The organism is Maridesulfovibrio ferrireducens (assembly GCF_900101105.1).
GTDB lineage: Bacteria > Desulfobacterota > Desulfovibrionia > Desulfovibrionales > Desulfovibrionaceae > Maridesulfovibrio > Maridesulfovibrio ferrireducens.
In genome coordinates this window covers 139,782-166,125 of the sequence record NZ_FNGA01000005.1, presented here as the reverse complement: position 1 = coordinate 166,125, position 26,344 = coordinate 139,782, and the positions used below count along the sequence as shown (strand labels likewise).

General features: G+C 42.6%; 25 protein-coding genes. 14 read left to right on the top strand and 11 right to left on the bottom strand.

Translation table 11 applies throughout. The annotated features are described in order from the left end of the window. Window positions 1–2: 2 nt before the first annotated feature. Both BLT41_RS15345 and BLT41_RS15340 read right to left on the bottom strand, forming a co-directional pair. Window positions 3–851 carry a respiratory chain complex I subunit 1 family protein gene (locus tag BLT41_RS15345; protein ID WP_092162717.1) on the bottom strand — a complete coding sequence of 283 codons (849 nt, stop codon included), beginning with the start codon at window positions 849–851 and terminating at the stop codon, window positions 3–5. After that, window positions 851–2,755: an NADH-quinone oxidoreductase subunit 5 family protein gene (locus tag BLT41_RS15340; RefSeq protein WP_092162716.1), complete on the bottom strand. Its 1,905-nt coding sequence runs from the start codon at window positions 2,753–2,755 to the stop codon at window positions 851–853. Before BLT41_RS15340 ends, BLT41_RS15345 begins: the two co-directional genes overlap by 1 nt. A 294-nt stretch (window positions 2,756–3,049) precedes the next feature. On the opposite strand from BLT41_RS15340, the gene BLT41_RS15335 reads away from it, so the two are divergent. Next, window positions 3,050–3,568 carry an NlpC/P60 family protein gene (locus BLT41_RS15335; RefSeq protein ID WP_092162715.1) on the top strand — a complete coding sequence of 173 codons (519 nt, stop codon included), beginning with the start codon at window positions 3,050–3,052 and terminating at the stop codon, window positions 3,566–3,568. Window positions 3,569–3,636: 68 nt separating this feature from the next. Here the strand turns inward: BLT41_RS15335 and BLT41_RS15330 are convergent, their stop codons facing one another. Continuing rightward, window positions 3,637–4,143, bottom strand: coding sequence for a hypothetical protein (locus BLT41_RS15330; protein ID WP_092162714.1), 507 nt, complete (start codon window positions 4,141–4,143; stop codon window positions 3,637–3,639). Window positions 4,144–4,692: 549 nt separating this feature from the next. On the opposite strand from BLT41_RS15330, the gene BLT41_RS15325 reads away from it, so the two are divergent. From BLT41_RS15325 to BLT41_RS15285, 9 genes are all read left to right on the top strand, one after another. Beyond that, window positions 4,693–4,983, top strand: a complete 291-nt coding sequence (locus BLT41_RS15325) for an FmdB family zinc ribbon protein (protein ID WP_092162713.1) — start codon at window positions 4,693–4,695, stop codon at window positions 4,981–4,983. Window positions 4,984–5,152: 169 nt separating this feature from the next. Next, on the top strand, window positions 5,153–6,448 hold the full coding sequence (gene purB / locus BLT41_RS15320) for an adenylosuccinate lyase (protein ID WP_092162712.1): 1,296 nt from the start codon (window positions 5,153–5,155) through the stop codon (window positions 6,446–6,448). Between the two features lie 324 nt (window positions 6,449–6,772). Next, on the top strand, window positions 6,773–7,954 hold the full coding sequence (locus BLT41_RS15315) for a L,D-transpeptidase family protein (RefSeq protein WP_244512307.1): 1,182 nt from the start codon (window positions 6,773–6,775) through the stop codon (window positions 7,952–7,954). Then, on the top strand, window positions 7,954–8,658 hold the full coding sequence (locus BLT41_RS15310) for a hypothetical protein (RefSeq protein ID WP_092162698.1): 705 nt from the start codon (window positions 7,954–7,956) through the stop codon (window positions 8,656–8,658). The genes BLT41_RS15315 and BLT41_RS15310 overlap by 1 nt, the downstream gene beginning before the upstream one ends. Before the next feature lie 46 nt (window positions 8,659–8,704). Next, the gene (locus tag BLT41_RS15305; RefSeq protein WP_244512306.1) at window positions 8,705–10,366 is read left to right on the top strand and encodes a M99 family carboxypeptidase catalytic domain-containing protein; all 1,662 of its coding nucleotides are present in this window, start codon (window positions 8,705–8,707) and stop codon (window positions 10,364–10,366) included. A gap of 43 nt (window positions 10,367–10,409) precedes the next feature. Next, window positions 10,410–11,219 (top strand): sugar phosphate isomerase/epimerase family protein, encoded by an 810-nt coding sequence (locus tag BLT41_RS15300; protein WP_092162696.1) that lies wholly within the window; start codon window positions 10,410–10,412, stop codon window positions 11,217–11,219. Window positions 11,220–11,559: 340 nt separating this feature from the next. Next, window positions 11,560–13,530 (top strand): hydantoinase/oxoprolinase family protein, encoded by a 1,971-nt coding sequence (locus tag BLT41_RS15295; protein ID WP_092162695.1) that lies wholly within the window; start codon window positions 11,560–11,562, stop codon window positions 13,528–13,530. Window positions 13,531–13,548: 18 nt separating this feature from the next. Then, on the top strand, window positions 13,549–15,111 hold the full coding sequence (locus BLT41_RS15290; RefSeq protein WP_092162694.1) for a hydantoinase B/oxoprolinase family protein: 1,563 nt from the start codon (window positions 13,549–13,551) through the stop codon (window positions 15,109–15,111). A gap of 78 nt (window positions 15,112–15,189) precedes the next feature. After that, window positions 15,190–15,975, top strand: a complete 786-nt coding sequence (locus BLT41_RS15285) for a dimethylarginine dimethylaminohydrolase family protein (protein ID WP_244512305.1) — start codon at window positions 15,190–15,192, stop codon at window positions 15,973–15,975. 9 nt (window positions 15,976–15,984) lie between these two features. On the opposite strand, the gene BLT41_RS15280 is transcribed toward BLT41_RS15285, so the two are convergent. Beyond that, on the bottom strand, window positions 15,985–16,506 hold the full coding sequence (locus BLT41_RS15280) for a shikimate kinase (RefSeq protein ID WP_092162693.1): 522 nt from the start codon (window positions 16,504–16,506) through the stop codon (window positions 15,985–15,987). A 92-nt stretch (window positions 16,507–16,598) separates the two neighbouring features. Continuing rightward, window positions 16,599–17,282, bottom strand: coding sequence for a methyltransferase domain-containing protein (locus tag BLT41_RS15275; protein WP_092162692.1), 684 nt, complete (start codon window positions 17,280–17,282; stop codon window positions 16,599–16,601). A gap of 185 nt (window positions 17,283–17,467) precedes the next feature. Between BLT41_RS15275 and cbiQ the strand changes: the two genes are divergently transcribed. The 4 genes from cbiQ to BLT41_RS15255 all read left to right on the top strand — a co-directional run bounded on the left by cbiQ (window position 17,468) and on the right by BLT41_RS15255 (window position 19,909). After that, complete coding sequence (cbiQ, locus tag BLT41_RS15270) at window positions 17,468–18,241, top strand: cobalt ECF transporter T component CbiQ (RefSeq protein WP_092162691.1); 774 nt, start codon at window positions 17,468–17,470, stop codon at window positions 18,239–18,241. Beyond that, the gene (locus BLT41_RS15265; RefSeq protein ID WP_092162690.1) at window positions 18,238–18,939 is read left to right on the top strand and encodes an energy-coupling factor ABC transporter ATP-binding protein; all 702 of its coding nucleotides are present in this window, start codon (window positions 18,238–18,240) and stop codon (window positions 18,937–18,939) included. Before cbiQ ends, BLT41_RS15265 begins: the two co-directional genes overlap by 4 nt. Window positions 18,940–18,960: 21 nt before the next feature. Continuing rightward, window positions 18,961–19,353, top strand: a complete 393-nt coding sequence (locus tag BLT41_RS15260) for a 3D domain-containing protein (protein WP_092162689.1) — start codon at window positions 18,961–18,963, stop codon at window positions 19,351–19,353. A 220-nt stretch (window positions 19,354–19,573) separates the two neighbouring features. Continuing rightward, the gene (locus BLT41_RS15255; protein ID WP_244512304.1) at window positions 19,574–19,909 is read left to right on the top strand and encodes a restriction endonuclease; all 336 of its coding nucleotides are present in this window, start codon (window positions 19,574–19,576) and stop codon (window positions 19,907–19,909) included. Window positions 19,910–19,928: 19 nt separating this feature from the next. Here BLT41_RS15255 and BLT41_RS15250 read toward each other — a convergent pair whose 3' ends face one another. The 6 genes from BLT41_RS15250 to BLT41_RS15220 form a co-directional block, all read right to left on the bottom strand. After that, window positions 19,929–20,321 carry a response regulator gene (locus BLT41_RS15250; RefSeq protein ID WP_092162680.1) on the bottom strand — a complete coding sequence of 131 codons (393 nt, stop codon included), beginning with the start codon at window positions 20,319–20,321 and terminating at the stop codon, window positions 19,929–19,931. 109 nt (window positions 20,322–20,430) lie between these two features. After that, complete coding sequence (locus tag BLT41_RS15245) at window positions 20,431–22,581, bottom strand: Tex family protein (protein WP_092162679.1); 2,151 nt, start codon at window positions 22,579–22,581, stop codon at window positions 20,431–20,433. A gap of 188 nt (window positions 22,582–22,769) precedes the next feature. Continuing rightward, entirely contained in the window at window positions 22,770–23,132 is a 363-nt protein-coding gene (locus BLT41_RS15240) for a hypothetical protein (protein WP_092162678.1), read from the bottom strand. Window positions 23,133–23,181: 49 nt separating this feature from the next. Beyond that, window positions 23,182–23,853, bottom strand: coding sequence for a tlde1 domain-containing protein (locus BLT41_RS17710; protein WP_280141314.1), 672 nt, complete (start codon window positions 23,851–23,853; stop codon window positions 23,182–23,184). Between the two features lie 24 nt (window positions 23,854–23,877). Further along, window positions 23,878–24,372 (bottom strand): hypothetical protein, encoded by a 495-nt coding sequence (locus tag BLT41_RS15225; RefSeq protein WP_092162677.1) that lies wholly within the window; start codon window positions 24,370–24,372, stop codon window positions 23,878–23,880. A 64-nt stretch (window positions 24,373–24,436) separates the two neighbouring features. Next, window positions 24,437–26,284 carry an RHS repeat domain-containing protein gene (locus BLT41_RS15220; protein WP_092162676.1) on the bottom strand — a complete coding sequence of 616 codons (1,848 nt, stop codon included), beginning with the start codon at window positions 26,282–26,284 and terminating at the stop codon, window positions 24,437–24,439. Between the last annotated feature and the right edge of the window lie 60 nt (window positions 26,285–26,344).

Sequence of the window (26,344 nt, the reverse complement as noted above, 5' to 3'; positions counted from 1 at the left end):
GCTTAACCCACGTGCAGCCAGATGAGGTTAACAAAGGACATAACCAGACCGACACTCCAAACGTATTTGAGCATCCAACGCCAAGTCATGCGTGACATAGTATTATCAATCAGTATTTCTGCGAAGTAAGTAGAGGCAAGCAGGAGTACTACACCGACAAGGCTGGTGTGCCAGAAGAGTGCGCATATTCCGAGAATGAAAACAGTCTCATACCAATGGGCAAGTTCAATGATGCCGAGGTAAGGACCGGAGAATTCGGTGAGCACTCCTTTGACTAATTCCTGATGCGCATGATGCGAAGTGGAGAAGTCAAAAGGCGATTTTCTAAGTTTGATAGTAAGAGCATAGCCAAGCACGATAAACATGAGAGGCAATTTAACTAAAAGCGGTTGGTCATAAGCTAGAATCTCATCAATTCTGAAACTTCCGGTTACCATAAAGATGGAAGCGAAAACCAGAATAATGAGCGGTTCATAAGTAAGAACCTGAATCAATTCACGCTGTGCTCCAACCTGGCTGTATGGGGAGGAACTGGCAAGTCCACCCATAACCAGGAAGACGGCTCCGATTGCCTGAACAAAGAAGATCAGAAGCAGGTCGGACTGAGCAAACAACAGGGCGACAGAGAGAGCTGCGGCAATGAGATAAACCCATGCACAGAAAACCTGCCAGAAGTTGTTGATGACTTTAACTTTACCAAATAATTTAGCAACGTCGTAGAAAGGCTGTAGAATCGGAGGACCGAAACGGGATTGAAGGCGAGCAGTAACTTTCCTGTCAACACCTGAAATCAGACCACCGAGAATGGGAGCCACAACTACACCGAAGATCATAAGAATTATCGTTTCCATTAGAGAGCTCCTCCCAACATAAGAACGATGAGAGCCAGAGCAACAAAGTTGATCCAGAGGGTAAGCTTTTCTTCGCCGAAGAAAGACTTAAGGTAGTAGTTACTAGCCTTGAGTGCTACCGGCTGATTCATAGGACCGATAAAGGCCTGAACTCCAGGTTCTTTAACGTTTGCTCCGCACATGTAGGATTGAGCATTCTGGATGTTTCCAGATTTCTTAGTTTCTATCCATGCATACACAAACGCTGCTGCAAGTATAAAGAATATTGGATAGACTGCAAAAACACCGACAGGTGAAGAAAATACACCGGCAGTAATTTCGTAAGTCTTACCGATCATTGGTTCAATCAAACCTGTGTAAATGACTGGAGAGAACAAAGACAGGATAACAGTGCCTGCAGCAAGTGCAGTCAAGGTGAACTTTGTCAATGGGCTCTGAATTTCAGCAGGAACTTTATCACGAAGTGGAGCGGTAAGCAGGATACCTGCCCAGCGAGCCCAGAATACGAGAGAAAGAGCACTACCTAGAGCGAGCATCACGATAACAAAAATATCGCCGGATGCAGCTTCAATAGCCATCCATTTACCAAGCAGAACACCGAAGGGAGGCAGAATCATAGTTAAGACACCGATGATCGTGATAATCGCGGTACGAGGCATCTTAAGGTAAAGGCCATGCATGTCATCTATGTCACGGCTGCCGATACCATGTTCAATTGTGCCTACGCACAAGAATAACAGAGCTTTGGAACCTGCGTGGAAGATGATCAGAATGATTGCTGCTGTGATGGCCCAAGGTGTGTTGAGACCTGCACAACAGATGATCAATCCAAGGTTACTGATGGTAGAGTAAGCAAGAACTTTTTTACCGTTACTCTGACTGATTGCAATTGCAGCACAAGCAAGGAAAGTGAAGGCTCCGCAAAGAGCTATACCTTCACTGAGGAAAGTGCCTGCGTATGCAGGGGCAAGTCTGAGCACGATGTAAACACCGGCTTTAACCATAGTACTTGAATGAAGTAGAGCGGAAACCGGAGTAGGAGCAACCATAGCTCCGAGCAACCAGCTCTGGAAAGGAAGTTGAGCGGCTTTAGTGAATCCAGCTAAACAAAGCAGTCCAATCGGTACGAGCATTGCTCCGCCCATTGGTCCGGCTTCGATAATAGTCTGAAGACTTAGGGAACCCACTTCAGTGTACGCCCAGATCATTCCGAAGACAAAAGCAACACCGCCGAGGGAGTTCATCCACAAGGCGCGGGTGGCATTTTTGACTGCGATTTCTGTGTCATCATGCGCAATAAGCATGAAGGAACAGAAGGTAGTCACTTCGAAGAAGAAGTAGAGCCAAAGAATGTTATTAGAAAGCACCAATCCGTTCATAGCTCCGAGGAACAGAACAAGATAAAAGAAAAATCTCGGCTGGCGAGAATTTACAAGGTGCAAGTGCTCTTCGTGTTCTTTCATGTAAGGGATCGCAAAGATGCAGATGAGCGAACCGATAATTGAAATAACCGCAACCATGATTAGTGCAAGGCTGTCAGCATAAAATGCCGGAACCTCTGCTGCATGGTCAACGAAGAATAATTCAAACACAGCTAATGGAATTATCTGCAATACTGCAAATACTTTGATCAGCTGATTTTTCAGTTTGAATGCGTAATAAAGGATTACGAAGAGCAGGGAAAAGTCCGCCAAAGTGACGAGGGAATCCCAACTGATTCCAAGTAATGTACCTGGAGAATAAGTAAATGATCCCTGCCCGAGAAGGACAAGAGAAGTAACAGCGATGCAAACTCCTGTGACAAGAACGATCATAGATCTGATCGTACTTACACGCAGAAAGTAGCAGCCTATAGCAGCCATCAAGGGCAACAAGATGACCAACGCTAGCATCATGGGCAACATACGGACCTCACTGTAACGCGATGTTGTGCCAGATTTAGAAAACCATACCTCAGCCGTGTTATCTTTTTAGGTTTTGTGCAACTCATCAATATGTTTCACATTTATCACCTAAAGCGTAGAAGTTTGTCTTCAAAAATGGAAGAAAAGTCAATAGCTAATTGATGGGATTTGATTTTTAGAACCTATCCGAAAAGCTGATAATTAAATTCAAATAGCCTGAAATCAACGACTTAGTGCTTTGATAGAGAGAAAAGCTATTGTGCAAGATATTATTTCAGGATAAAATCTATTGGTATGATCACACTTAGGAATAGCTCACGCAAAATTATATTGTTTGCTGTCATTTTGGGGTTAGCTGTTTTCTTGGCGGGTTGCGGGAAGAAAACTGTTTCTATTCCACGTAGCGGTAGAATTATAACTACAGAGGGTTCTTCCAAGAAAGGGAGTTCTGTTGTCAGTGTTGCCCGCTCTCAGATAGGTAAACCCTACAAATGGGGAGGAGCTTCTCCGGCAAAAGGTTTTGACTGTTCGGGGTTGGTCTGGTGGGTCTACAATCAGCATGGAGTGAGGATTCCACGTGTTTCGTGGCAGCAGATTGATGCGGGAAAACCTGTTCATCTAAGTCGGATTAAGGCCGGAGATATAGTTTTTTTCAGAATTCCGGGTGGAGGTAAAAGTCTGCATACCGGTATTTATACCGGGGATGGGAAATTTTTTGTGCATAGTCCTAAGAGTGGTCACTATGTCCGTGAAGAATCTATGAATAAGGCTTACTGGCGGAAGTATTTTGTCGGCGCGCGCAGGGTTCTTTGATATTCAGGGCAAAAAAAAGGAGCCTCAAATTGAGACTCCTATAATGTGATTGTGATCACTCTAAAAAGCTACTGAATAGTTGTGCAGGTTGGAGGCTGGATAGCCGCTCCGCTTCCTGCGTTTTTGAGTCTGGAGATGTAGTCTTTAACTTCATCCTGTTCTTTCCAGCCTGCATAAAGTTCTTTCCAGTCAGCGAATCCCATAACTTCAGTTTCAAGATATGATTCGTGTCCTTTAATCCAGAGATTAAAGAGATAGGTTTCAATTTTGAATTCTTTTGAATCAAAAACTTTAGGAACGATTTTGTCAGAGTACTTAGTTCCGTCAAAGCGAGCTCCGATGAAAGCGCAGACGTTCTGAGTAGATTTTTGCTGATCAATTTCTTCGTTGTTGAAGAGTTCAACTAATCCGTGCATTGTAGGAAAGTCTTTTTCGATCTGGTCCACAACATCTTGCGGAACTTTGACGATCAGCTTTTTCCCTTCTTCGAAGATGAAATAAAATCTCATCCAGTTATCGAACATGAATACTTCGGAAACATCGTCGACAGCTCTATCAAACGCTTTATTTTTCATGGCGGCTCCTTGCAGTATTTATTTGCTGGACCAGATATATTGGCAGCGAAGTGAACTGTATATGTTCATGATAGGGGGAGTAGTCAAGGGGCAAAGCTTTGCAAAAAATAATTTTTTAGTATTTTTTTATGAGTTATTGATTTAAAATGTATTTATTTTAAGACGTTACATTGTTGTTGTGTGTTTTATTCAAACACTTTACAATCTTGATGTTTTTGAGGTAATACCACGTTCTTTGCAGCATATATTCGTGCGGCAAGTGCGAAATCTTATATTTTAGGAGGAATGCCAAATGGGTGGACAGAAAAAGATCGAACGGAAGAAAGAACTTGAGCGTAAGCGTCATCGCAGAGCTAAAAGAGTTAAAGCTCGTATAGCTGAAGCAAAAGCAGCAAAAAAATAAACATTTAAGTAGTGCTTTCTTTTCCTGGTACCAGTTGTAACTTCTGAAGCCGGGATGGTTAGTAATGCCCTCACTTTTTTCGGGGATAGGTCCGCCTGCCTTTCGGGGTATGGCGGGTGCCTTTTTTTTTTTAGATGGAGGGAACTATGCCGATTTATGAATATCAATGTCATGATTGTCAGCAAATTTTTGAAGAGTGGCAGACAAACTTTGAAGACAAAGAGTTAGAGTGTCCTGTTTGTGGCGGTTTAGCCACTAAGGTTCTTTCTAATTCAACTTTTGTTCTTAAAGGCGGAGGATGGTATTCTTCTGGATACTGTAAAACTGATTCTGTTGCCGGAAGCTCCGGCAGTCCAAAATCTGTGAGCAGTGATTCAGGTGCGTCCGCGCCTTCAGTCTCGACTTCCACTAGTTCTGACAACGCAGCAAAAAGCTGATTACGGCCTGACGGCCCGGTATATACCGGGCCGTTTGTTTTTTGTTCTGCTGTTTGTAACATCTGCTTAATCCATCTGTTATTGTTTAAATCTGTTAGTTATAATAAAGTCTGGGCCTGTCGGCCTTTTTTTAAATATATTTTTAAAACAAAAAACCGGAATTAAAAAAATGATCGAAAGATATTCCCGTCCTGCTATGAGTGCGTTATGGACTCTGGAGAATCGCTTCAGGGTATGGCTTGAAGTTGAAGTTGCTGTCTGTGAAGCTTGGCATAAGCTCGGACGCATTCCGGCTGAAGATATGAAAAATATCCGTGATAAAGCTGATTTTGAATTGGACCGTATTCTGGAGATTGAAGAAAAGACAAAACATGATGTTATTGCTTTTCTTACAGCTGTAGAAGAAAAAGTCGGACCTTCTTCCCGCTTTATCCATTTAGGATGCACTTCCTCTGATATTGTTGATACTGCCAACGGAGTTCTTCTCCATCGCGCCGGGAATATGATCTTGAAAGCTCTTGATGAGTTTCTGGCTACTCTTAAAGAAATGGCTTTCACGTATAAAGGTAGAATGTGCATGGGCCGTACGCACGGTATTCATGCAGAACCTACCAGTTTCGGTCTTAAAATGACCGGTTTTTATGCTGAATTTACACGTCATCGTGAGCGTATTGAAAAGGCTGTGGAAGGAGTTAGTGTCGGTAAAATTTCCGGAGCTGTCGGAACCTACGCAATGCTTGATCCTGAAGTTGAGAGTATTACCTGCGAATTGCTCAATTTGAATGTCGATCCTATTTCCACTCAGATTATTCAGCGTGACCGTCATGCCGCCTTCTTTACCTCTCTAGGCTTGCTTGGTGGTGGTATTGAGCGTCTCGGCGTGGAACTAAGGCATTTACAGCGCACTGAAGTCCTTGAGGTTGAAGAGGGATTCAGCGCTGGCCAGAAGGGCTCTTCCGCCATGCCGCATAAGAAGAATCCTATTTCTGCTGAAAATCTCAGCGGACTTTCCCGTCTCCTGCGTACCAACGGTTTGGTAGCAATGGAAAACATGCCTTTGTGGCATGAACGTGATATCAGTCATTCCTCTGTTGAAAGAGTTATAATGCCTGATTCCACTATTCTTGCAGACTATATTCTCGGCCGTATGACCGGAGTTCTCAAAAGACTTAAAATCAACGGCGATAATATGGATCGCAATCTGATGGCTTCTTATGGGCTTTTCTACTCACAGCGAGTTTTGCTTGCTCTTGTAGATTCCGGTCTTGAAAGACAGAAAGCTTATGAAATGGTGCAGAAGGTTGCTATGTATTGCTGGGAAAATAAAGTTTCCTTCCCTGATGAAGTTCGCAAGGATGAGACCATTAAATCTGTTCTGGCCGACGGGGCATTGGATGATGCTTTTGATCTTGGATACTATACTAGATATGAAGATTTTATTATTAAACGTGTTTTCGGTGAATAGCCTGAACATGTTGGTTTAAATTAATATATCACCCGGCTTTGACCTTTCAGCAAAGCCGGGTGATCTTTTTTGCAGGTCTTAGTTTTTCGTGCTAGTGTTTCAAAAAAAGTGTTGATTTATAGTTGCTTTAAGTTGTGAATCAATGTTTTTAGTAGTGTGAGTATGATTTTGAGTTGAGTGTGGATGATGCTTGCTTTTTACTCCGGTTATTCTGAACGATGGAGTCCTGGCTTTGGTATGATGCATTTTTTAAGATTATTCTTTATAGTTATTATATTCAGTGCGAGCTTAAGCTCTTATTGTCTTGCCGAGGGGTGGGCGCCTGTGCTGGAAAGTACTCCGCTTGTTCCCGGGGTGGTCGTTGCTGTTGATAAAGAATCTCAGAAGCTCCATCTTCTTGTTCATAAAAGTCCTTTGCACGCTGAACTTTCTTTTGACTGTGCTACGGGGAAAAAAGCCGGTGATAAAAAAGTTGAAGGAGACATGCGAACTCCTGAGGGCGTATATTTTACTAAAGGTAAGCGAACTGGCTTAAAAGATTTTGAATTGTATGGAGATTTGGCTTTTCCTCTTGATTTTCCTAATCCGATTGATCGTATTAATGGAAAAACAGGGTATGGAATATGGATACACGGGCGGGGCAAGCAGTTAGTAGCAATGGATACCCAAGGTTGCGTAGCTCTTGAAAATACAGATATAAATTTTATTGATTCTCGGATACGTTCAGGCACTCCGGTTGTTATTGGCGAGACCGTCTCATGGGTAAATGCTACGGGAACGCAGGTAGTAGAATCTGCGGAACTTAAGACTCTGGTTAATAAGTGGGCTGCAGACTGGTCGAACAAAGATGACGGTTTTTTTGAAGCTTATTCAGATAAATTGTTCAGTAAAACTGAAAGCAGACCTTTCAAATATTTTAAAAAGCGTAAAAAGAGAATTTTTTCCAATACATCGTGGATTGATGTTTCAGTTTTTAACTTAAAAGCTCTGCCCGGTCCTGATTACTGGGTCACTTGGTTTGATCAGTATTATAGATCAGGCCGTCTTTCTTCTTCTACAGCTAAGAGACTGTATTGGCAGAAGATTGATGGAATTTGGAAAATTGTAGGGCGGGAGTATGGCCCTGCTTCCAAATCTTTTACAGATGAATATATTGGAACAAAAAGAAAAAGTGTTCTCGGATTTCTTGATAAATGGAGATCCCTCTGGCTTTCTGCTGACCTCGTTCCCTATTCTGCTTTGTATGATTCTAAGGCAAGGCAGGGAAAGATACGCGGAATTGATGCGATTAAAGAACACAAAAAATCCATATGGACGGAAAGAAAGCCTTCCGTTGTCGAAATTAGTAAAGTCAGATTAAAAGAACATCCTGATGGGTTGGAAGTTGCCTTCAAGCAATCGTATTCTGATGTTTCAGGTTATAGCGATTTTGGAAGTAAGAAATTAGTCATTCGTCCTGTGAATGGTGGATGGCGCATCGTTGATGAACAATGGAGCAGGCGCTAATGGGCAATACCAAGTACAATGTTCTTTTTATGCGGGATGATGATACCGTTAAACGGTACAGGCTCAGTCCGTTCTGGCTGGGAGTTTTTGTTTGGTTTATTGTTTTATTGGCAGCGTGCGCCAGTGTCGGGGCATGGTCTGGATATAAATTTTGGAATCAAAATGTGGAACTTCGGCAGGATAAGTTGGAATTACAGAAAACCCTTAATGAGGCTTCTGTTCAGCTTGAGCGGTTGGAAAATGTAAATAAAATTTTAGATTCCTATGATCCCAATGAAGTACAATCTCTTTTAGCTTCCGTACCCGTGGAAGAAAAAAAAGTCGAACCAGCTCCTCTTACTGATCTAAAAAAATTACTTTTTTACAAAAATCTTATGCGCGCCGGAGTTGAAAATGTAAAACTCCGTTATTCAGGAGGGAGTCTTGCTTTGAGCTTTGACCTGAATAATTTGCAAACCTCCTCTTCGCTTAGCGGATCTGCAAAGGTTGAGCTTATCGGGAGTAACGGCAAAGGGGAGCATATCAAGGCAAATTCTAATGATATGTCTTTCCATATACAAAGATTCAAAGTTGTCAGAACAAGATTCGCAATGCCTTCCGGGATGTCTTTAAAAGACATGTACGGCCTTCGTTTGATGATAAGTACCACTAATAACGAGTTAATATTCAGTGAAGTATATCCTCTGTCGCGTATTTTTAATTAGCCTTTTTGCGCTAATTTTTGCAGTGTCCCCCGCACAGGCTCAGCATGTGCGTAGTTATACTTTTTTTCAGGGAACACAGTATCCCTTACGTGTTACATGGGTTTTCGGAGATGAGCCCGGACCGACTATTATGGTTCAGGGCGGAGTTCAAGGGGATGAACTTTCCGGCTTTTTCACAGGACAGCTGCTGACCCGCTGTAAGCTTCGCAAGGGTAACTTGATTATTATTCCGCGTGCAAATGAACCTTCAATTCTCCGCCGTGCCCGTCAGATAAATGTGGATCTAAACAGAAGATTCGATAAAGAATATAATAATTTTTATGAGGATCGTCTTGCCAAGGCTATCCGTTTCCTGCTCAATGATGCTGATGGTTTTATCCATCTACATGAAGGTAGTGGTTTCTATAATCCTAAATATATCAGTAAGATGAGAAATCCAAAGCGTTATGGTCAGTCAATGATCATTGATGCGGCAGTATACAAAAATATTCCGCTTGCTGATTTGTGTCAGCGGGCAATTGATAGTCTTAATTCCAAAATTCCCAATAAATCATATTGGTTTACACTTTTCAATACCGATACTTTTGATAAAGCTACCCATTATCCTGAGATGTTGAAATCTCTGACTTGCTATGCTCTTGTTGAACGTGGAATTCCGGCCATGGCTGTCGAAGTAAGCAAAGATATCATGGATCTTGAATGGAAGGTTCGCCAGCAACTGAAGGCAACTGTCTATTTACTTGAGGAATTTGGATTAAAAGTTGAAATTCCCGAATTCTCGTTTCCTGCAGAAGGAAAAAATACCGGCCTAAAAATAATGATCAACGGCAGTCCTCTCTCTGGGAAGAGTGTAAATCTTGTGCGGGGCGGGCCTGTTTCCACTTCCGGTCAGAGTGATGTTATGACTGGTTTGACTTTGGAGCCTGCTGTAGCTGTGTACGCAAGTGATCGTCCAAATCTTAATCTTTTGACAGCACCTCGTATGGCATTGTCTTCTTTTCCCGCTCTTGAAGTTAGCCTTGACGGCAGTAAGATGACAACCACCAAAGTTCGCTGGACCGGACAAAATGAAAATTCACCGGAACCGCACGGTCCTGTTTTTTTGTGCTGGCTCAACGGTGACCCTCATTTTGTGTCTGCTTCAGGCGTTCTTAGTGTTTTGGAAGGGGATCAGTTCATTATTGAAGGCGTTCTCGGGAGCAATAGAGAAGAAGTGCTAAATTTAAAGGGGTTTGTTGCCTCGGCGCAGGTTAACAGTGGACAGGATATCGGGCATGAAATTATTATAGAACCTTCCAATTTTATGGATAAATACAAGCTTAAAAGTGATGATGGCGGAGCTCGCTATAGGATAGCCAGAGAGACTCCGGGTAAGCGCGGGGCAGAGTTTTACCTTTCAGTTTTTCCGCGTATAGTAAAAGCTCTTGAGTTCAGCCGCACGCATGGTCCTGATATGCTTGTAAAATGGGAAAGCGACGCTGTCCGTGAAGTTCCTGCGGATCGTTATGTGCTTAATGAAGCTTGGAGCAATGGAAAGCTTGATAAAATTCAGCCGTTCATTGATCGTATTCCTATTTCATGGGGTGAATCTTTTGATGTTGAATCAGGAAAAGACGTGAAGATAACTCTTCGCCATTCAACAACATTTGAACCTGTCGGCGGTATGATCTTCAGAGGGGCATCTCTGTTACAGACTTCATTGGATTGATTTTAGAAAACCGTATGTGAACCTGTTAAATATGGGTAATAATATGAAAGCTGTACCTGAAAATTGTTATGTTAATCTTCCTCTTATATATATCTATAATCAGCCTGAGTATTTAGATTTATTTATAGAGAAATCAATTCAGCCTGAACTTGGGCTTGATTGTTTTGGAAATGAATGTCTTAGCAAAGACTGGTTGCAATCTATTGGAGACCGGCTTGCAAATGCGGGACTTAAGTGCACCGTACATCTTCCTTTTTTGGATTTGAAACCAGCCAGCCTAAATTCTGCTATCAGGCAGGCATCTATTGATACTTTATGCGGAGCTTTCGAACTCGCAAAAATATTTTCTCCAGAAAGGATGGTCATGCATCCCTCCTTTACTTCGTGGCTTGAAGAGCCTCTTTTTGAAATTTCCTATAAAAATTGTTTGGAAGGTATTAGGCTGTTGAGTGATTCATGGCCTGATCATCCTGTGCTTTGTCTCGAAAATACTTACGAGTATGACCCCGGTCCGCTTTTAAGGATTGTGGAAGATCTGGACCGCGATAATGTTGGTATATGTTTTGATGCAGGACATTGGCATGCTTTTTCCAAGGGATCGGAAAAGAATGATTTTGATTTCTGGTTTGATTCCTTTGCGCCATATCTCAGACATTTGCATCTGCATGATAATAATGGCGTTAAAGACGAGCATCTCGCCTTGGGGCATGGAACCATGAACTGGGAACATATTATTTCCCGCGTGAAAGAGCTGGACCCTTTGCCGTCAATGACTCTTGAGCCTCATAATCGTGACGATTTCGAACTCAGCCTGAAATATTTTCAGGAAAAAATAGTTCCCAAATTGCTTTAGTAGTAATTATAGATTCTTTTAAAGCAAAAAAGGTTCCCGGACAGTCTGTCCGGGAACCTTTTTTTAGGTAGGTATTCCATCAAACTTACATGGAAATTAGTTTTAGAATCCCATCTATTTTATTGAATAAATTTATTGCCGAGAGCTTGCAGTATTAAGTCTTTTTTTTGGGTATTTTTATAATTAATGAGGGTATATACAATGATTTGTATGAAAATAAAACATATTAATTCGGTCTGTGTTTGGTTAAAGTTGCAAATCTTTTAATTGAATTATTAGTATAAGAAGCATGATTGGTTGTGTTTATAATGTTTTTTTTACATATGCCGGAGGAAGAAGAGTGTTAATCGTAGGCGTTGATACAGGCGGAACTTTCACAGATTTTATTTACAAAGATGGCAATTCTTGGGGCGTACATAAGCGTCTTTCAACTCCTCACGATCCTTCTGAATCCGTAATTAATGGTCTTAAATATATTGCAGGTGATCGCCGCGTGCAGGTTGTGCACGGTTCAACTGTCGCAACAAATGCAATACTCGAGCGCAAAGGCGTTAAGACTGCACTTATTAGTAATGAAGGGTTTGAAGATATAGTTCAGATAGGGCGTCAGAATCGTTCGGAACTCTATAACCTGTCATTTTGTAAGAAACCGCACATTGTTCCGCCTGAATTAAGATTCGGGATTACAGGAAGAATTGACCATAATGGGAATGAAGTAGAACCTTTTTCTGAAGATAATGTTCAAGATATCCTTAAAGTAATCAAAGATTCAGAAGTTGAATCTGTCGCAATTTGTCTTCTTTTTTCATATTTAAATCCAGAACATGAGAACAGAATGCGCTCTTTACTTTCTGAAATTGATATTCCTGTTTCAGTTTCGCATGAAATTTTAGCAGAGTTTCGTGAATTTGAACGCACATCCACTACTGTTATCAATGCGTATGTTTCACCGAAAATGACTCGTTATCTGACGCTGCTTCAAGATTTTCTTGATGGATATTCATTACGGATTATGCAGAGTAACGGCGGATCTATCTCCGCTGAAACTGCTATGAATGAGTCGGTAAGGACGATCTTGTCCGGCCCTGCCGGGGGAGCTGTCGGTGCACATGCCATAGGTAAAATGGCTGGGTATGATAAGCTTATTACCTTTGATATGGGGGGCACTTCATCTGATGTTGCGCTTATAAACGGCGAACTGCCTTTGACTCTTGAATCTGCGATTGAAGATTATCCTGTTAAAGTTCCCATGATCGACATCCACACGGTCGGCGCAGGTGGCGGTTCCATTGCCCGTATTGATGCCGGTGGTTCGCTGACTGTCGGACCTGAAAGTGCCGGAGCTGATCCCGGTCCTATCTGTTATGGTAAGGGCAGTGAAATCACGGTTACAGATGCCAATCTATATCTCGGAAGACTTATCCCTGACCGTTTTCTAGGCGGCGAAATGTCACTTAAGACCGATAAACTGAATGGTGCAATGGAAAGAATGGCTGCGGAGGCGGGGCTCAGTCCCGTTGAGCTTGCGGAAGGAATTCTCGATATCGCCAACACTAACATGGAACGTGCGATCAGAGTTATTTCGGTTGAACGCGGTTACGATCCTCGTGAATTTACCATGTTTGCATTCGGCGGAGCGGGTGGAATGCACTGCGCTTTTCTCGCAAAGATGCTTTCGATTCCTAAGTTGTTTATTCCGAATAATCCGGGCATTCTTTCAGCAGTGGGTATGGTTATGGCTGATGTTATTAAGGATTACTCGCTGACGGTTATGCGTAATCAGCATAATACCACTGCGGATGATCTTGAAAATTTGTTTGCTCCGCTTGAAGATCAGGGGCGTGCGGCACTTGAAGATGAAGGGTTCGCATCGCAGGATATAACTGTCGAACGATTTTTGGATATGCGCTATCAAGGGCAGTCTTTTGAGATAATTGTGCCTTTCGGCGGTGACTGGATTGAAGCATTTTCTCAGCTTCACGAACATAATTACGGCTATCGTAATGATGCTAAAACCGTAGAAATAGTCAACATCAGGCTTAGAACGAGGGGAATGCCGACTAAACCGGAATTTCCTGAAGCCGCTGAACTTACTGCGCAGATGCCGGATGATGCTGTAATAGGGACAACCGAAACTGTTTTTGATTCTACACTTATGAAAACCCGCATTCTGGATAGAGAAAAGCTTCTGCCCGGTAACAAGGTTGATGGGCCTGCCATCATTATTGAATACAGCTCCACCTTAGTTATTCCACCTTTCGCAAAAGGTGAAGTTGATGCTTACGGCAATTTAATTTTTGATATTGAGTAATCCGGGAGGTATATTAAAATGAATGTGAATCCAATCCTCCTAGAGGTGTTTAAAAACAGGTTTGCGGCAATTTCCGAAGAAATGGGGGTAACGCTCACAAGAACTGCTTTTTCTCCCAATATAAAAGAAAGGCGTGATCTTTCCTGTGCGGTCTTCGATAGCAAGGGCGATATGATCGCGCAGGCGGCTCATATTCCGGTTCATTTAGGTTCCATGCCTCTTTCGGTTAAAAGTGCCATTGATAATGTCACGTTTATTGAAGGCGACATGGTTATGCTTAATGATCCGTTCAAGGGCGGAACTCATCTGCCTGACATAACTCTCGTAGCGCCTGTCTTTTTCAGCGGTTCAGATAAACCTGATTTTTACGTTGCCAACCGTGCCCATCATTCTGATGTGGGTGGTATGGCGAGTGGGTCCATGCCTCTTTCTACTACACTTTATCAGGAAGGAATAATTATTCCACCTATTAAGATTGTTGAGAATGGTGAAATAGTTAAATCCGTGATGGCTTTAATTTTAAACAACGTACGCACTCCTGATGAACGTGAGGGTGATTTTTCAGCGCAAATCATGGCAAATATTACAGGTGTACGCAGGCTGAACGAGCTTATTTCAAAGTACGGGCTTGATACGGTCGATTTTTATGCAGCAAGTCTTAATGATTATGCTGAAAAAATTACACGGCACACAATCGAATCCATTCCTGACGGTGTCTACAAATTCACTGATTACATGGACGGCGACGGCATGGATTGCTTTAATGTGCCCATCAGTGTGATTTTAGAAGTGAAGGGAGATATGGCAAAGCTTGATTTCACAGCTTCCGGTGATCAGGTCACAGGCAGCGTTAATGCTGTCCGCTCAATTACGCTTTCAGCTGTGCTTTATGTTTTCCGTTCGCTTATAGAAGGGGACGTGCCAACCAACGCGGGTATTCTCAGGCCGCTCGAAATAATCACTCGTAAAGGTTCTATCCTCGATGCAAATTTTCCTGCCGCTGTCGCAGGAGGCAATGTCGAAACTTCCCAGCGGGTTGTGGATGTTGTTTTAGGCGCGTTGGCAGAAGCTATTCCGCAGAGAATCCCCGCTGCCAGTCAGGGAACCATGAACAATATGACCATCGGCGGTATGGATGAACGTACGGGCAAACCTTTTGCCTATTACGAGACACTGGCCGGAGGTATGGGCGGTTCCGCGTCCTGCCGTGGTGAGCATGCGGTTCATTCACATATGACCAACACACTTAATACCCCCGTTGAAGCTCTTGAATATAGTTATCCGTTTCGCGTAAAGACTTACTGCGTGCGTAAAAATACAGGCGGAAAGGGGCAGTTCCCCGGTGGTGACGGTCTTGTGCGTGAGATTGAATTATTATCGAGTTGTGAAATAACGGTACTTTCCGAGCGTAGAATCAATGCTCCGTACGGTTTGCAAGGTGGCGGAAACGGTACGCCCGGTCGCAATGTTCTCATTAGTGATGGTAAGGAAATCGAGAAGCCCGGTAAGTTTCACACCCCGCTTAAAAAGGGCGATGTTATCCGCATAGAAACTCCGGGCGGAGGCGGTTGGGGGAAGTAGATTTTAGTGGGTTAGTAGTAATGTTAAGTAGATTTTTTATTAATTAAAGTTAATTGTGCTGTCGGAGGCCTTAAAAGAATGAAAAATATATTTAGTAAAGCGATAGTTAGAACTCCGGCTCATAATTTGGGACATGGTTTGACCGAGGCAGGACTAGGCTGTCCTGATATGGAGCTTACTCATATTCAGCACCGGGATTATATAAAATATTTCGAAAGCAAAGGGATTGCTGTGACGGTTCTTGATGCCGTGGAGGATTTTCCTGATTCGGTTTTTGTAGAAGATACAGCTGTAATGATACCTATAGATGGCGGAGTTGCGGCTTTTTTGACTTGCCCGGGGGCGCAGTCACGGCGCGGCGAAGTGGAACGGATTAAGCCTGTTCTTTCATCGATTGCTGATGAAGTTTATCAGATGGAAGGGGACGGACTCATGGAGGGCGGCGATATCCTTCTCATGGGGAATACTTTTTTTGTGGGTATAGATTCGCGTACTAATTATGCAGGATTTGAGCAGTTTGAAAAAGTTGCTCGTAAATTCGGTTATAAATGCGTTCCTGTTCCCTTCGATAACGGAATGCCGCATCTTAAGACTGAATTATCCACTCTGGACGATGAAACCCTTATTATGAGCAACCGTTTTTCCATGCGGGATGAGTTTTCAGGGTATAGAAGGCTGGTTGTTCCCACTGGAGAGGAATATGCCGCCAATTGCTTATATATGGGTAATTGCTTGCTGGCCCCGGCAGGTTTCCCTGCCTCAGCTGAAATGCTTGATAAAAACGGGTTCAGTCCCGACTATATTGATATGTCGGAATTCAGAAAGATGGACGGTGGACTGACCTGTCTCTCTTTGCGTTGGTAGCCTGAAAGGTTAGAGCACTATTTTTTCAAGAGCGTCCTGCAAAATTTCTTCATAACTTTGATCTGAGCGGACAATGTGATGCGCTGCGTTCATGAAGCTCGGCTCAAATCTGTTGAGCATGAGAGAAATTTGTTCGCGTGCATCTTCGGATCTGTCTGAAGCGTTTAGTAAGGTCATGAAATCAGACATGATGTAGAGTACTTTTCCATTGTCTTTCAGGAGATTGCGATTTTTTTCTGAAAGAGCGGCTCCGCGGGGGAGGCTGACAATCTGGTTGTCTTTAGCCGCCGCTTCTATGATGGCAGGATTTCCGTCATTTCTTTTAATGATAACAACTTCTCTGCCAAGTTTTTTAGCAATATCCGCCGCGATGGATTTTCTCAGGTCATCATTCAGCGAAAAAATGAAAACATTTCCAGATTCCCGCCCGCCTATAACTATGTCTTTATCCTTGCCGGAAAAAAGAACTTTTTCCCTTTTAGGCTCACCTATTTGGTATTCAATATCGATCATTTCATTTGGTGTTGTCATGGTATGGCTCCTGATGCGGATTATTTTTGTTTGCTCGCAACTGTCTAATCATTTCACTTAGGCGCGGCAAGACTGATATTCTATTTAAGGGGTTACGCTTTACGAATGAAATGTACTGTGCGTTTGTATTGCTCGTCATCAGGAAGTTCTTTTGAAAGATAAGTTACCTTCCATTTTTTGGCAAAAAAGTTTTGTGCGAAATCAAGCAGGCTGAAAAATCCGTTTTTGATTTGCGCCTGCGGGTATAGTTTCAGAAATTCGTCTTCAGACATGCCGAAATGTCTTTTCACCAGATACAGCGGGCGGAAAGTTAAAAGCATTTCTGACTTGCTTCTACTTTCAAGACCTTTGAGTATGGGGATTAAAAAGCCATTTGAAATATTAATTTTGCCGAGAATGTCGATAAGCATGCCCATATCAAAAGTGCGTGTAGCCGGCTCGGAAGCGAAGTTACATGTTTCAAATTCTACTCCTTCAATATTATAGAGCGCCGCGAGTTTTTTTGCTCCCTTGATAACTTTAGGTTCCATATCATAACCCACGACTTCTTTTGCGCCTCGCTCGTGTGCATAGAAAGTGAAATGTCCAAGGTTGCACCCTAGATCGCATACTGTTTTTCCTGTGAAATCAAGCTCAGTAAATTCAGGATCTATTCCGTCAATATCATGCCCGACTCCGCCACTCAGTTTGTTTCTTTCAAAGTCGTAAAGAGGTCTCCAGATTATGTCCTGTCCCACTTCTTCTACAATTTTTTTAATTTCGGCATTTGGAGTCATATATAATCTCTGTTTTTTAGCTGAGGTGCGTGCTTTTTTAATAGAACTCAAGGCGTTTGCTTCTTGTTCTGTTTAATTTCCGATTCTGGGTATAACTGTATTGCAATAGTAACTCAAGAACCTGATTCGGATTGCATGGTTTTTTAATGCGTGCTACTCCAAATTCCCTAATCAGGAGATGTTTTTTGCAACATATCAGTGAACCTTTTGTTTCAGGTGAATCTTTAATTCATGCTTCTCATCCCGGATTCCGGGTTATTTGTGCATTGCTTTTTTCCCTTGTCGGGGCATTGGTTATGACGCTTCCTGCCGCGATAATGGTTTTTATCTCCGGTATCCTTTTCGTGTTTTCTGCCCGTCTGCCCATGTTCAGCCTTATGAAACGTTTGCTTTATGTGAACGGATTTATTTTTTTTCTGTGGCTGTTTCTACCTTTCTCCCGTCCCGGCGATCCTGTTTTTTCTGTGGGGCCTTTCACAGCTACAGCCGAGGGCATCTTATATGCCGCAGTTATCACCTTGAAATCGAACGGGGTTGTTCTGGCGGTCACATCACTTATTTCAACCATGCCTGTGCAGTTGATGGGGGCAGGTATGCAGTCTGTGAAGTTTCCCGATAAACTTTGTCGACTGTTTTTATTCACATGGCGATATGTGCATGTCATGGGTGAAGAGTATGACAAGATGAAGCGCGCTGCCGTTATGCGCGGTTTTGCCCCGCGTAACAGCATGAGGACTTACCGCACCTATGCATGGCTACTGGGAATGCTTTTGGTGCGAAGCTGGGACAGGGCGCAGGTTGTGTGGCAGGCAATGCTTTGCCGCGGATTCACCGGAAAATTTTATACTCTTAATGTTTTTCAAGTCAGGCCGTCTGATTGGTTACTTTTGGGGATGACCGTTCTATTTGCATGTGCTTCTATTGTTCTTGAGCTGTATAAAGTTGAGGTGTTTTGGTGAGTTATCCGATTTTTTCTTTGCGTGATATAAATTTTGTTTATCCCGGTGGGAACGAAGTTTTAAAGGGCGTAAATTTTGATTTGCACAGCGGCGAAAAAGTTGCGCTTACCGGACATAACGGAAGCGGTAAAACAACTATGCTTCATATTATTATGGGGCTGTTGAAGCCTACATCCGGGCAGGTTCTTTTTAAAGATCGCGAAATGAAAACCGAGAAAGATTTCAGAGAACTGCGTAAAGGTGTGGGGCTTCTTTTTCAGCAGGCGGATGATCAGCTTTTTTGTCCTACAGTTATTGAAGACGTTGCCTTCGGTCCCTTGAATTTGGGGAAAAATCCTGACGAAGCTCGCGAAATTGCAAAATATGTGCTTTGCCTGCTCGGTCTTTCGGGGTATGAAGAAAGAGTGGCTTACCGTTTGTCCGGCGGTGAAAAGAAACTGGTATCACTTGCGACGGTTCTTGCCATGCAGCCGGAAGCTTTGGTGCTCGACGAGCCGACTAATGATCTTGATCCTTCGATGCGGGACAGGCTTGCTGATATATTATGTTCGCTGGATGTCGCTATGCTTGTTGTTTCGCATGATCTTAATTTCTTGAAGAAAGTTACCAGTCTGGAATATTCTTGTCATGATGGCGCTGTGCTTAAGGAAGCCTCGGTATTCAGCAAAGATAAGAGTTATATGAATTGCAAAGTGTAGTTTTATTTAAGGGGGAAATGTATGTCCAAGTTTAAATTGCTTCTATTAGTTGTTGTGGCGCTTTTGTTTGTATCCGGTTGTTCCGATGATAATAAAATGACTATGAAAGTAGCTGCAAGCGCATATACTTCGCATGTTGCGCAAACCTCTTCCACTCCTTTTATAGGTGCGTGGGGCGATGAACTGAAACCGGGTATGAAGGCTATCGCAGTTTCAAGGGATTTGATTAAAAAAGGATTGGTTCGCGGAACTGCTGTTAAAATTGAAGGTCTCGAAGGCAAGTATTTAGTTAAAGATAAAATGAATAAGCGCTGGACTGATAAGATTGATATATACATGGGACTTGATACCAAAGCCGCTAAGGATTGGGGCAAAAGGGAAGTTACTATTGAATGGGAAAATATCAAAAGTTAACGAGAATATTTTTTCAGATAACGGTAGAATATGAAGCGTGTTCCGGTTGCGGAGCACGTTTTTTACATGAAAAAGCAGCACAGGCTTAATTAATCAAGAAATACTTTTTGAATCCTCTCTCAACCTCTTTATTTTTTCAGATGATTTACGTAAGGATGAACTTCGCGACGAATTTTTGATTTTTTTCACATTACTAACCGTATGATTAATGGAGCCTTACTTGAGCGAGCGTAAAAGAAATCCTCAGCAGAGCATTCGAGCACACTGTTTGTGGTGCATGGGTGGAAGTTCTCAGCTTGTCAGAGAATGTCTGGACGAGAGTTGCGCACTTTATCAGCTTAGAGGACCTAAATCCGATGAAGCTGAGCGAGTTTGTCTGCGTACAATAAGAAGGCATTGTCTTGCTTGCACTGTGGGAGACAGGCAGGCTATTCGAGCATGTCCTGAAAAGGAATGTGTTCTCCGTCCTTACCGGTTCGGGGTTCATCCCAGAACGATTAAGAGAAGGAGAAAAAGGCAGGTTGAGAAAAATCATCTGATGCTGCCCGGTATGTAGGCGGTCCAGCCGTTGTCCGTTAAAGCAGGCCGAAAAGAGTCATTTCTTCCACAATCTTGTCTTTAGTGAGAGGCTTAATTATAAAGCTTGTTGAGTTTCCTCGCAGATATGTTTCCGATATCTGTTCTTCGTCATCCAGAACTGTCATGATTATTGGAATTTCTTTGCTTAATTCCAAACCTTCTTTTTGTTCTATTTCTCTTATCTTACGCAAAGCATGCGGTCCGTCCAGCGAGCCTCTTTTAGATTTTATGAAAATAGCGCTGAAAAAATCATTCTTTTCTAAAGAATCTGTGAAAGCTTTAACCGCTTCATCTCCATCACTGACAATATGACATTTACCGTGATTCTGTATTGTTTTTGTTATGAGCTCACGGTGTAATTCATTGTCGTCTGCAATGAGAAATTTCATACCCAGCCTCCGGCAGTTCCTGTTAAAAAATTGTTAACAGTGTTTTAAAGATGCGTGCAGGTTATATAGCACGCGCCGCAGACTGGGTCTAGCTGTGATTATTTTTAGTTTATCTGTCTGATTCTTTCATGGACAGGGCTATTCTTTTGCGTGCGAGATCTACTTCCATTACTTTAACAAGAACGGCCTGACCGGGGTAGACTACATCGGAAGGGTTGCGTACGAAGTCGTCGGTCAATCTGCTGATATGTACCAGTCCATCCTGATGTACTCCCACATCAACAAAAGCTCCGAAGTTTGTTACATTAGTAATAATGCCATTCAGCATCATGCCTTCTTTGAGGTCTTGAACTTCTTTTACGTCATCATCAAACTGGACAAGTTCGAATTGCTTGCGTGGATCGCGGCCCGGTTTTTCAAGTTCTTTCAGAATGTCTTCGAGAGTCGGCAGTCCCAGATCGTCGGAGATATATTTTTCAAGATTGATCTGTTTCCTGAGTTCCGGTGATGTTATAAGGTCGGAAACGCTGGCATCAAGATCTTTAGCCATAAGCGCGACAGTCTTATATCGTTCAGGGTGAACGGCGGTTTCATCAAGTGGGTTTTCAGCATTTCTGATGCGCAGGAATCCGGCGCATTGCTCATAAGCTTTAGGTCCGAGTCTCGGGACTTTCATAAGAGCCTTGCGGGAAGCAAAAGGTCCGTTCTCGTTTCTCCATTTGATGATATTCGCGGCAATGGTTGCGCCGAGGCCCGAAACTGATTCCAAAAGTTTGGCGCTGGCCGTATTTAATTCAACTCCGACCATATTTACGCTGGATTCAACAACTCTGGTAAGACTTTCAGCCAGTTTTTTCTGATCAACATCATGCTGGTACTGTCCGACTCCGATGGATTTAGGATCAATTTTAACCAGTTCAGCCAGCGGGTCCATAAGTCTGCGTCCGATGGAGACTGCGCCGCGCACTGTGATATCATAATCAGGAAATTCTTCTCGCGCTATGGGCGAGGCTGAATATACGGATGCACCGGATTCGTTAACCATTATGATCGGCAGTGATTCGGGTAGATCCAGCCCTTTGATGAACTGCTCGGTTTCGCGTCCGGCAGTACCGTTGCCTATGGCGATTGCTTCGATGGAATATTTTTTAACAAGAGCTACAACTTTTTCAGCCGCCTCTTTCTTTTTGCCTTCTGAAGTTACGGGGTAGATAGTATCGTTGTGCTTAAGTCCGCCCTGTGCATCCAGACAGACAAGCTTTGCGCCTGTTCTGAATCCGGGGTCGAGAGCGAGAATATTTTTACTGCCGAGCGGCGGGGCGATCAATATTTCTTTAAGATTTGAGGCAAAAACTTTGATGGCCTCGGTTTCAGCTTTTTCCAGAAGGTTGGAACGAAGCTCTGTTTCCATCTGCGGAGCAAGCAACCGTTTATAACTGTCGACAGCGGCTTTTTCCACCTGTTTTGATGCCGCAGAAGTAGACTTCACAATGTTGCGGCTAAGGGTATCAAATCCTTCTTCTTCGGGGGGACGGAAGGATACTTTTAAAAATTTGTCTCTTTCACCGCGAAGCATGGCAAGGATTCTATGTCCGGCAGCCTTTCGCGCTGGTTCGTGCCAGTTAAACCAGTCTCTGAATTTGGAAGCTTTATCTGCGGATTCAGCGGCAAGTGCAGTCTTCGTAGCGTGGGATTCAAGTGTAGCCTTGCTTTCAAAAAGAGAACGTATAGATTGTCGCAATCCCATATTTTCGGCTATTCGTTCCGCTATTATGTCGCGCGCTCCGGCTAATGCGTCTTCAATGGTTTCTACCCCTTTATCGGCGGATATGTAACTTTCCGCTTCTTTTTCGGGCTCACATTTTTGCGCAAAAATTTTAACAGCGAGAGGTTCAAGACCTTTTTCAATAGCAGCTTGCCCTTTTGTTTTACGCTTGGGCTTGTAAGGCATATACAAATCTTCCAATTGCCGCATACTCTTGGCTGCATTAATTTTACTGCGTAACTCATCAGTAAGTTTTCCCTGCTCTTCAATCGAATTAAGAACGGTTTCACGTCTTTTATCAAGTTCATTAAGCTTACCTAGAAGATCGCTGACAGCCTCCACTGCGACTTCATCCATACTGCCCGTAGCCTCTTTACGGTAGCGGGAGATAAACGGAATAGTAGCGCCTTCCTCAAGAAGAGCAGCAGTAGCTTGTACATTTTTAACAGGTAGATTCAGTTCGGAAGCGATGCGAGATATATTAGCAGTGGTCATTTATTCAGCCATTTTTAGTTGTTTATTGAGTATTGATACAGAATCAGTCAACCCAATCACTTTCGCTTGTTAACCGTTTTCAGTCAATGTTGTTTATACATCCACATCCACATCAACATCCCCGCCAGCGAAACCGATTGGATCGGGGGTTATGAATCTGCCGATGGCCTCTTGCAAAAAGGTCTCGGTTATGGTTTCTGCTTTTTCAAACGAGTTCTGATCAAATGGAAACTACGCCTGCCAAATACAAATATACCGTGGACAATTATCTGTAAAATTAGGAAAAAAACGAAAGACAACACAAAACTATCCCAAGGATACTGTTGATAAACTAGTCCCATAGATACTCCGACAGATGAGAATATATATTCATGCCCAGCAAACCCTAAAGCTGCTGCTAAATAAGCCCATATACGTCTTTTAGATATCATATAAACGACAATGCAACTCAATGGAAATGTGGTCATAAATTCTATTTCCTCAAGGGGAAACAATAGATGACCACTAAATTTTCCCAAATTTCCTATAAAAAATGATAACAATATATCCATTCAATTTATCCTAAAGGCAGACCATGCTAGCACAGCCTGCCCCGCGTTATTAGTGAACTGTTACTTTAACTTTATTTTTTGTTTTTCTGAAATTTTTAAAAAAAGTCCTATCCTTATCACCTATATCAATGCACCCAGCTGATCCTTTTGTGTCCCCTCCATGGATATAAAAGCCGTCTCTTCCGTGAGTGTCTGTTTCATTAGAAGGATGGAGTGGAACTCGTCCATGCCCCCAGTCTCCTCCAATAATTCTTCGTTTCAAATAACTTAGTCCCTCAACTTCAGAGATTTCTTTAGGATCAGCTTCGTACTCGCCACTTGGGATCGGACCTTTGTTTTTTATTGTTTGATCCGTTTCACCGGGCCGTCCTGAAGTATATTTGTAAGTCTCTCGGGGACCATCGTCAGAATAAATTTCAAGGGTTTTATTTCCGTGATAAGCACGAAGCTCTTTAACTAAATATGAATCGTCTTTTTCAGAATCTTCTCTTCCTTTCTTTTTAGTATTTTTCTTCCGATTTTTTTCTTTGTAATCTCGATCAGCTCCGGCAAGCTTGCTACGTGTATTTGTTTTAGTCTGATCATCTTTTTCGTTCTCCTCACTCTCCCCAGCCAACCCCGTCCGATCCACAAAATTAATAGGATCATCCAAACAAAAACCATAAACATCCACATCTCCGCCAGCAAAGCCGATTGGGTCAGGAGTTATGAATCTGCCGATGGCGGGGTCGTATTCGTTTAAAAACTAGTTCATTAAAGCTGGTTCAACTGTGCAAATAATAGAACCTGAATATTTACTAAAAGACTTTAACGGATTGACTGCTTCCAGCACCAAAACTAAATCATCTCCTGCTTCGGGAAAAGGTAAATTAAACCTCAACAGGAGAGCAGAAAGGGGCCCTTCACTAGATGCGCAATAGTGGGCTGTGTTTGAAGGGGATTTAGTTATTCCTTCTTCTAAAATTTTTCCTCTAGATGTAAATTTATAATTTAAAGCACCCTTTTCTGAAAAAAAACATTTTTTATCATTTTTAGGTATTGATATTAAAAGGTCATACTCTGTCTTATATTTAAAGCTGATTGGTATCAGCAAACGCTCCCCTTTTATGGACGCATCAAAAGAACCTTCAAAAATGCTTTTATAGTACTGGTCAGACATAAAGTATGCTTGGAAAACATTAGTGTTATAAATGGAAGACATTACAATCAAGATAACGCTTAAAACGGCAAAACGCTTCACATAACCTCCTACATGGGGGGAGGTTATGTGACCTTCCCCCTTATGTTGCGAAATCATTTCGCGATTATTTTTTTTGCTGTAGCCTGCTACTTTCCTCTGCTACAGCTTCAGTATAACTTTGGCAGTTATGCCCCAGTCCTATATATTTACCTTTTTTATATTGCCCCGTTTTGTCGATGTTTTTTTCTGCTTGCCGCATGATGACATCATCATAGTGTTTTCCTATAGGTGTGTCCTTGCCCGTTTCGTCATGAATAATGCCTCTTTTAGAGAAACCTGAATTAGTCTCCTCCCCTTTGTTTTCATTCGCCTTGTCATATTTTATATATTCATGCTTAAGTTTAATATTTGCAGCATCAACAATTTGGTCTGCGACGTCTTCAAAAGGAGCTAACATCATCCCCTGTGGGGTTCTTTTAAGTGCTTTTTTTAGGTTTTTAACAACGGAATCATCTAAAAATTCAAGCCCTTTTAATCTTCTTTCATAAACTTGAGCCAACCCCGTCCGATCCACAAAATTAATAGGATCATCCAAACAAAAACCATAAACATCCACATCTCCGCCAGCAAAGCCGATTGGGTCAGGAGTTATGAATCTACCAATGGCTGGATCGTATTCACGATATCCGAAGTGAATCAATCCAGTGTCTTTATCGATCAATCCTGCGGAGAACCCCACGCAAGTATCAAATTTTTCATTACTATCGAATAGCAGATTGCCAAACGAATCATATATAATCCGCTTTACCTCATTACCCCTTTCATCCGCAACCATGAAGATTGAACCGACCTGATCGGTCGCGAAATAAAAGGTTTTTCCTTCGTAAGTCATTGCAACTGGATCGCCTTCTTCGTCATACGTGAATACTTTGGGGCGTAAGCCTTCGGCATCCGTGACAGCGATTAAAGTAGTCAAATCCTGCCAGAGATATTTTTCTACAGTTTTACCGTTAATTGATTTAGAAATCCTTTTTCCCGCAGGGTCAGAGGTATATTCAACCCTGCGCCCATCCGGCAATACAACTTCATGCAACGGCCCTGACTCCAAGTACGAATAACGAGTAATCTTTCCAAGCTCGTTTTTTTCAATCATACGGCCTTGGTTGTCGTAGAAATATTTTACGTTGCCATCTGCGATAAGTTGTAATCTGCTGTTATACTTTAACAGTTGCGGTTTTGTGTGCCGAGTTTCCGAGGTAAGCCTTTCACCATATTTACCGTACTGATATTGCTCGATGATGGATTCATCGCAAAGAACTTTGCTGAGTCTACCGCCATTGTCGTATTCATATTCGCGCATTATGGCTTTAGGGGCGAGTGCCAGTGCTTTTTGAATAATTCTGCCGTTCTCATCTCTTTCAGTTGCAAGCAAAGAAAAAGGAGCTTCCATTCCGGGAACAATAAACGGCTTAGTTTCAAATTGTTCGACCGCTTCCATATCCACGGAATCTCGTTTCTGCTCATCTACAATATTTTGCCCCGTGCCTGTCTCGGGTTGACGGGGCTGATTCATTGCAATTTCAGTCAGCAATTCTTGCCCGTACTCAGTTTTGCGAAGTTCCTGAGCGAGTGGAAGTTCTGGATTTTTCATCATGAACTGCGCGTGAAGTTGGCGTTTAGCATTCTTCTGTCTTTCCTGAATCTGTTCCATTTGTCTTTTTCGTTGCTCCCAAAGACTTCGGCGTTCAGGTGGCATCATGCTTGGATACATTTTTTCATCATTGGAAAATTCTGCAAAAAGGCTCGACATGTCTTCAGGATCAAGCTCTTCACCAAGTCCTACGTTTTGCATGACCTCATACATTTCTTCGAGTTGGGCTTCCGGCTTCATGGATTTGCCATACAAGCGAGCACCTGCTGACAATTCTCCGCGATCTTTTTTACGTAACCAATAAGAGTTTAATCTGTTCACAAGGTTCTCCCTTTCTTTATTGCCTGCCCGACAAAACACAGACCTGCTCTGCGTTTAAAC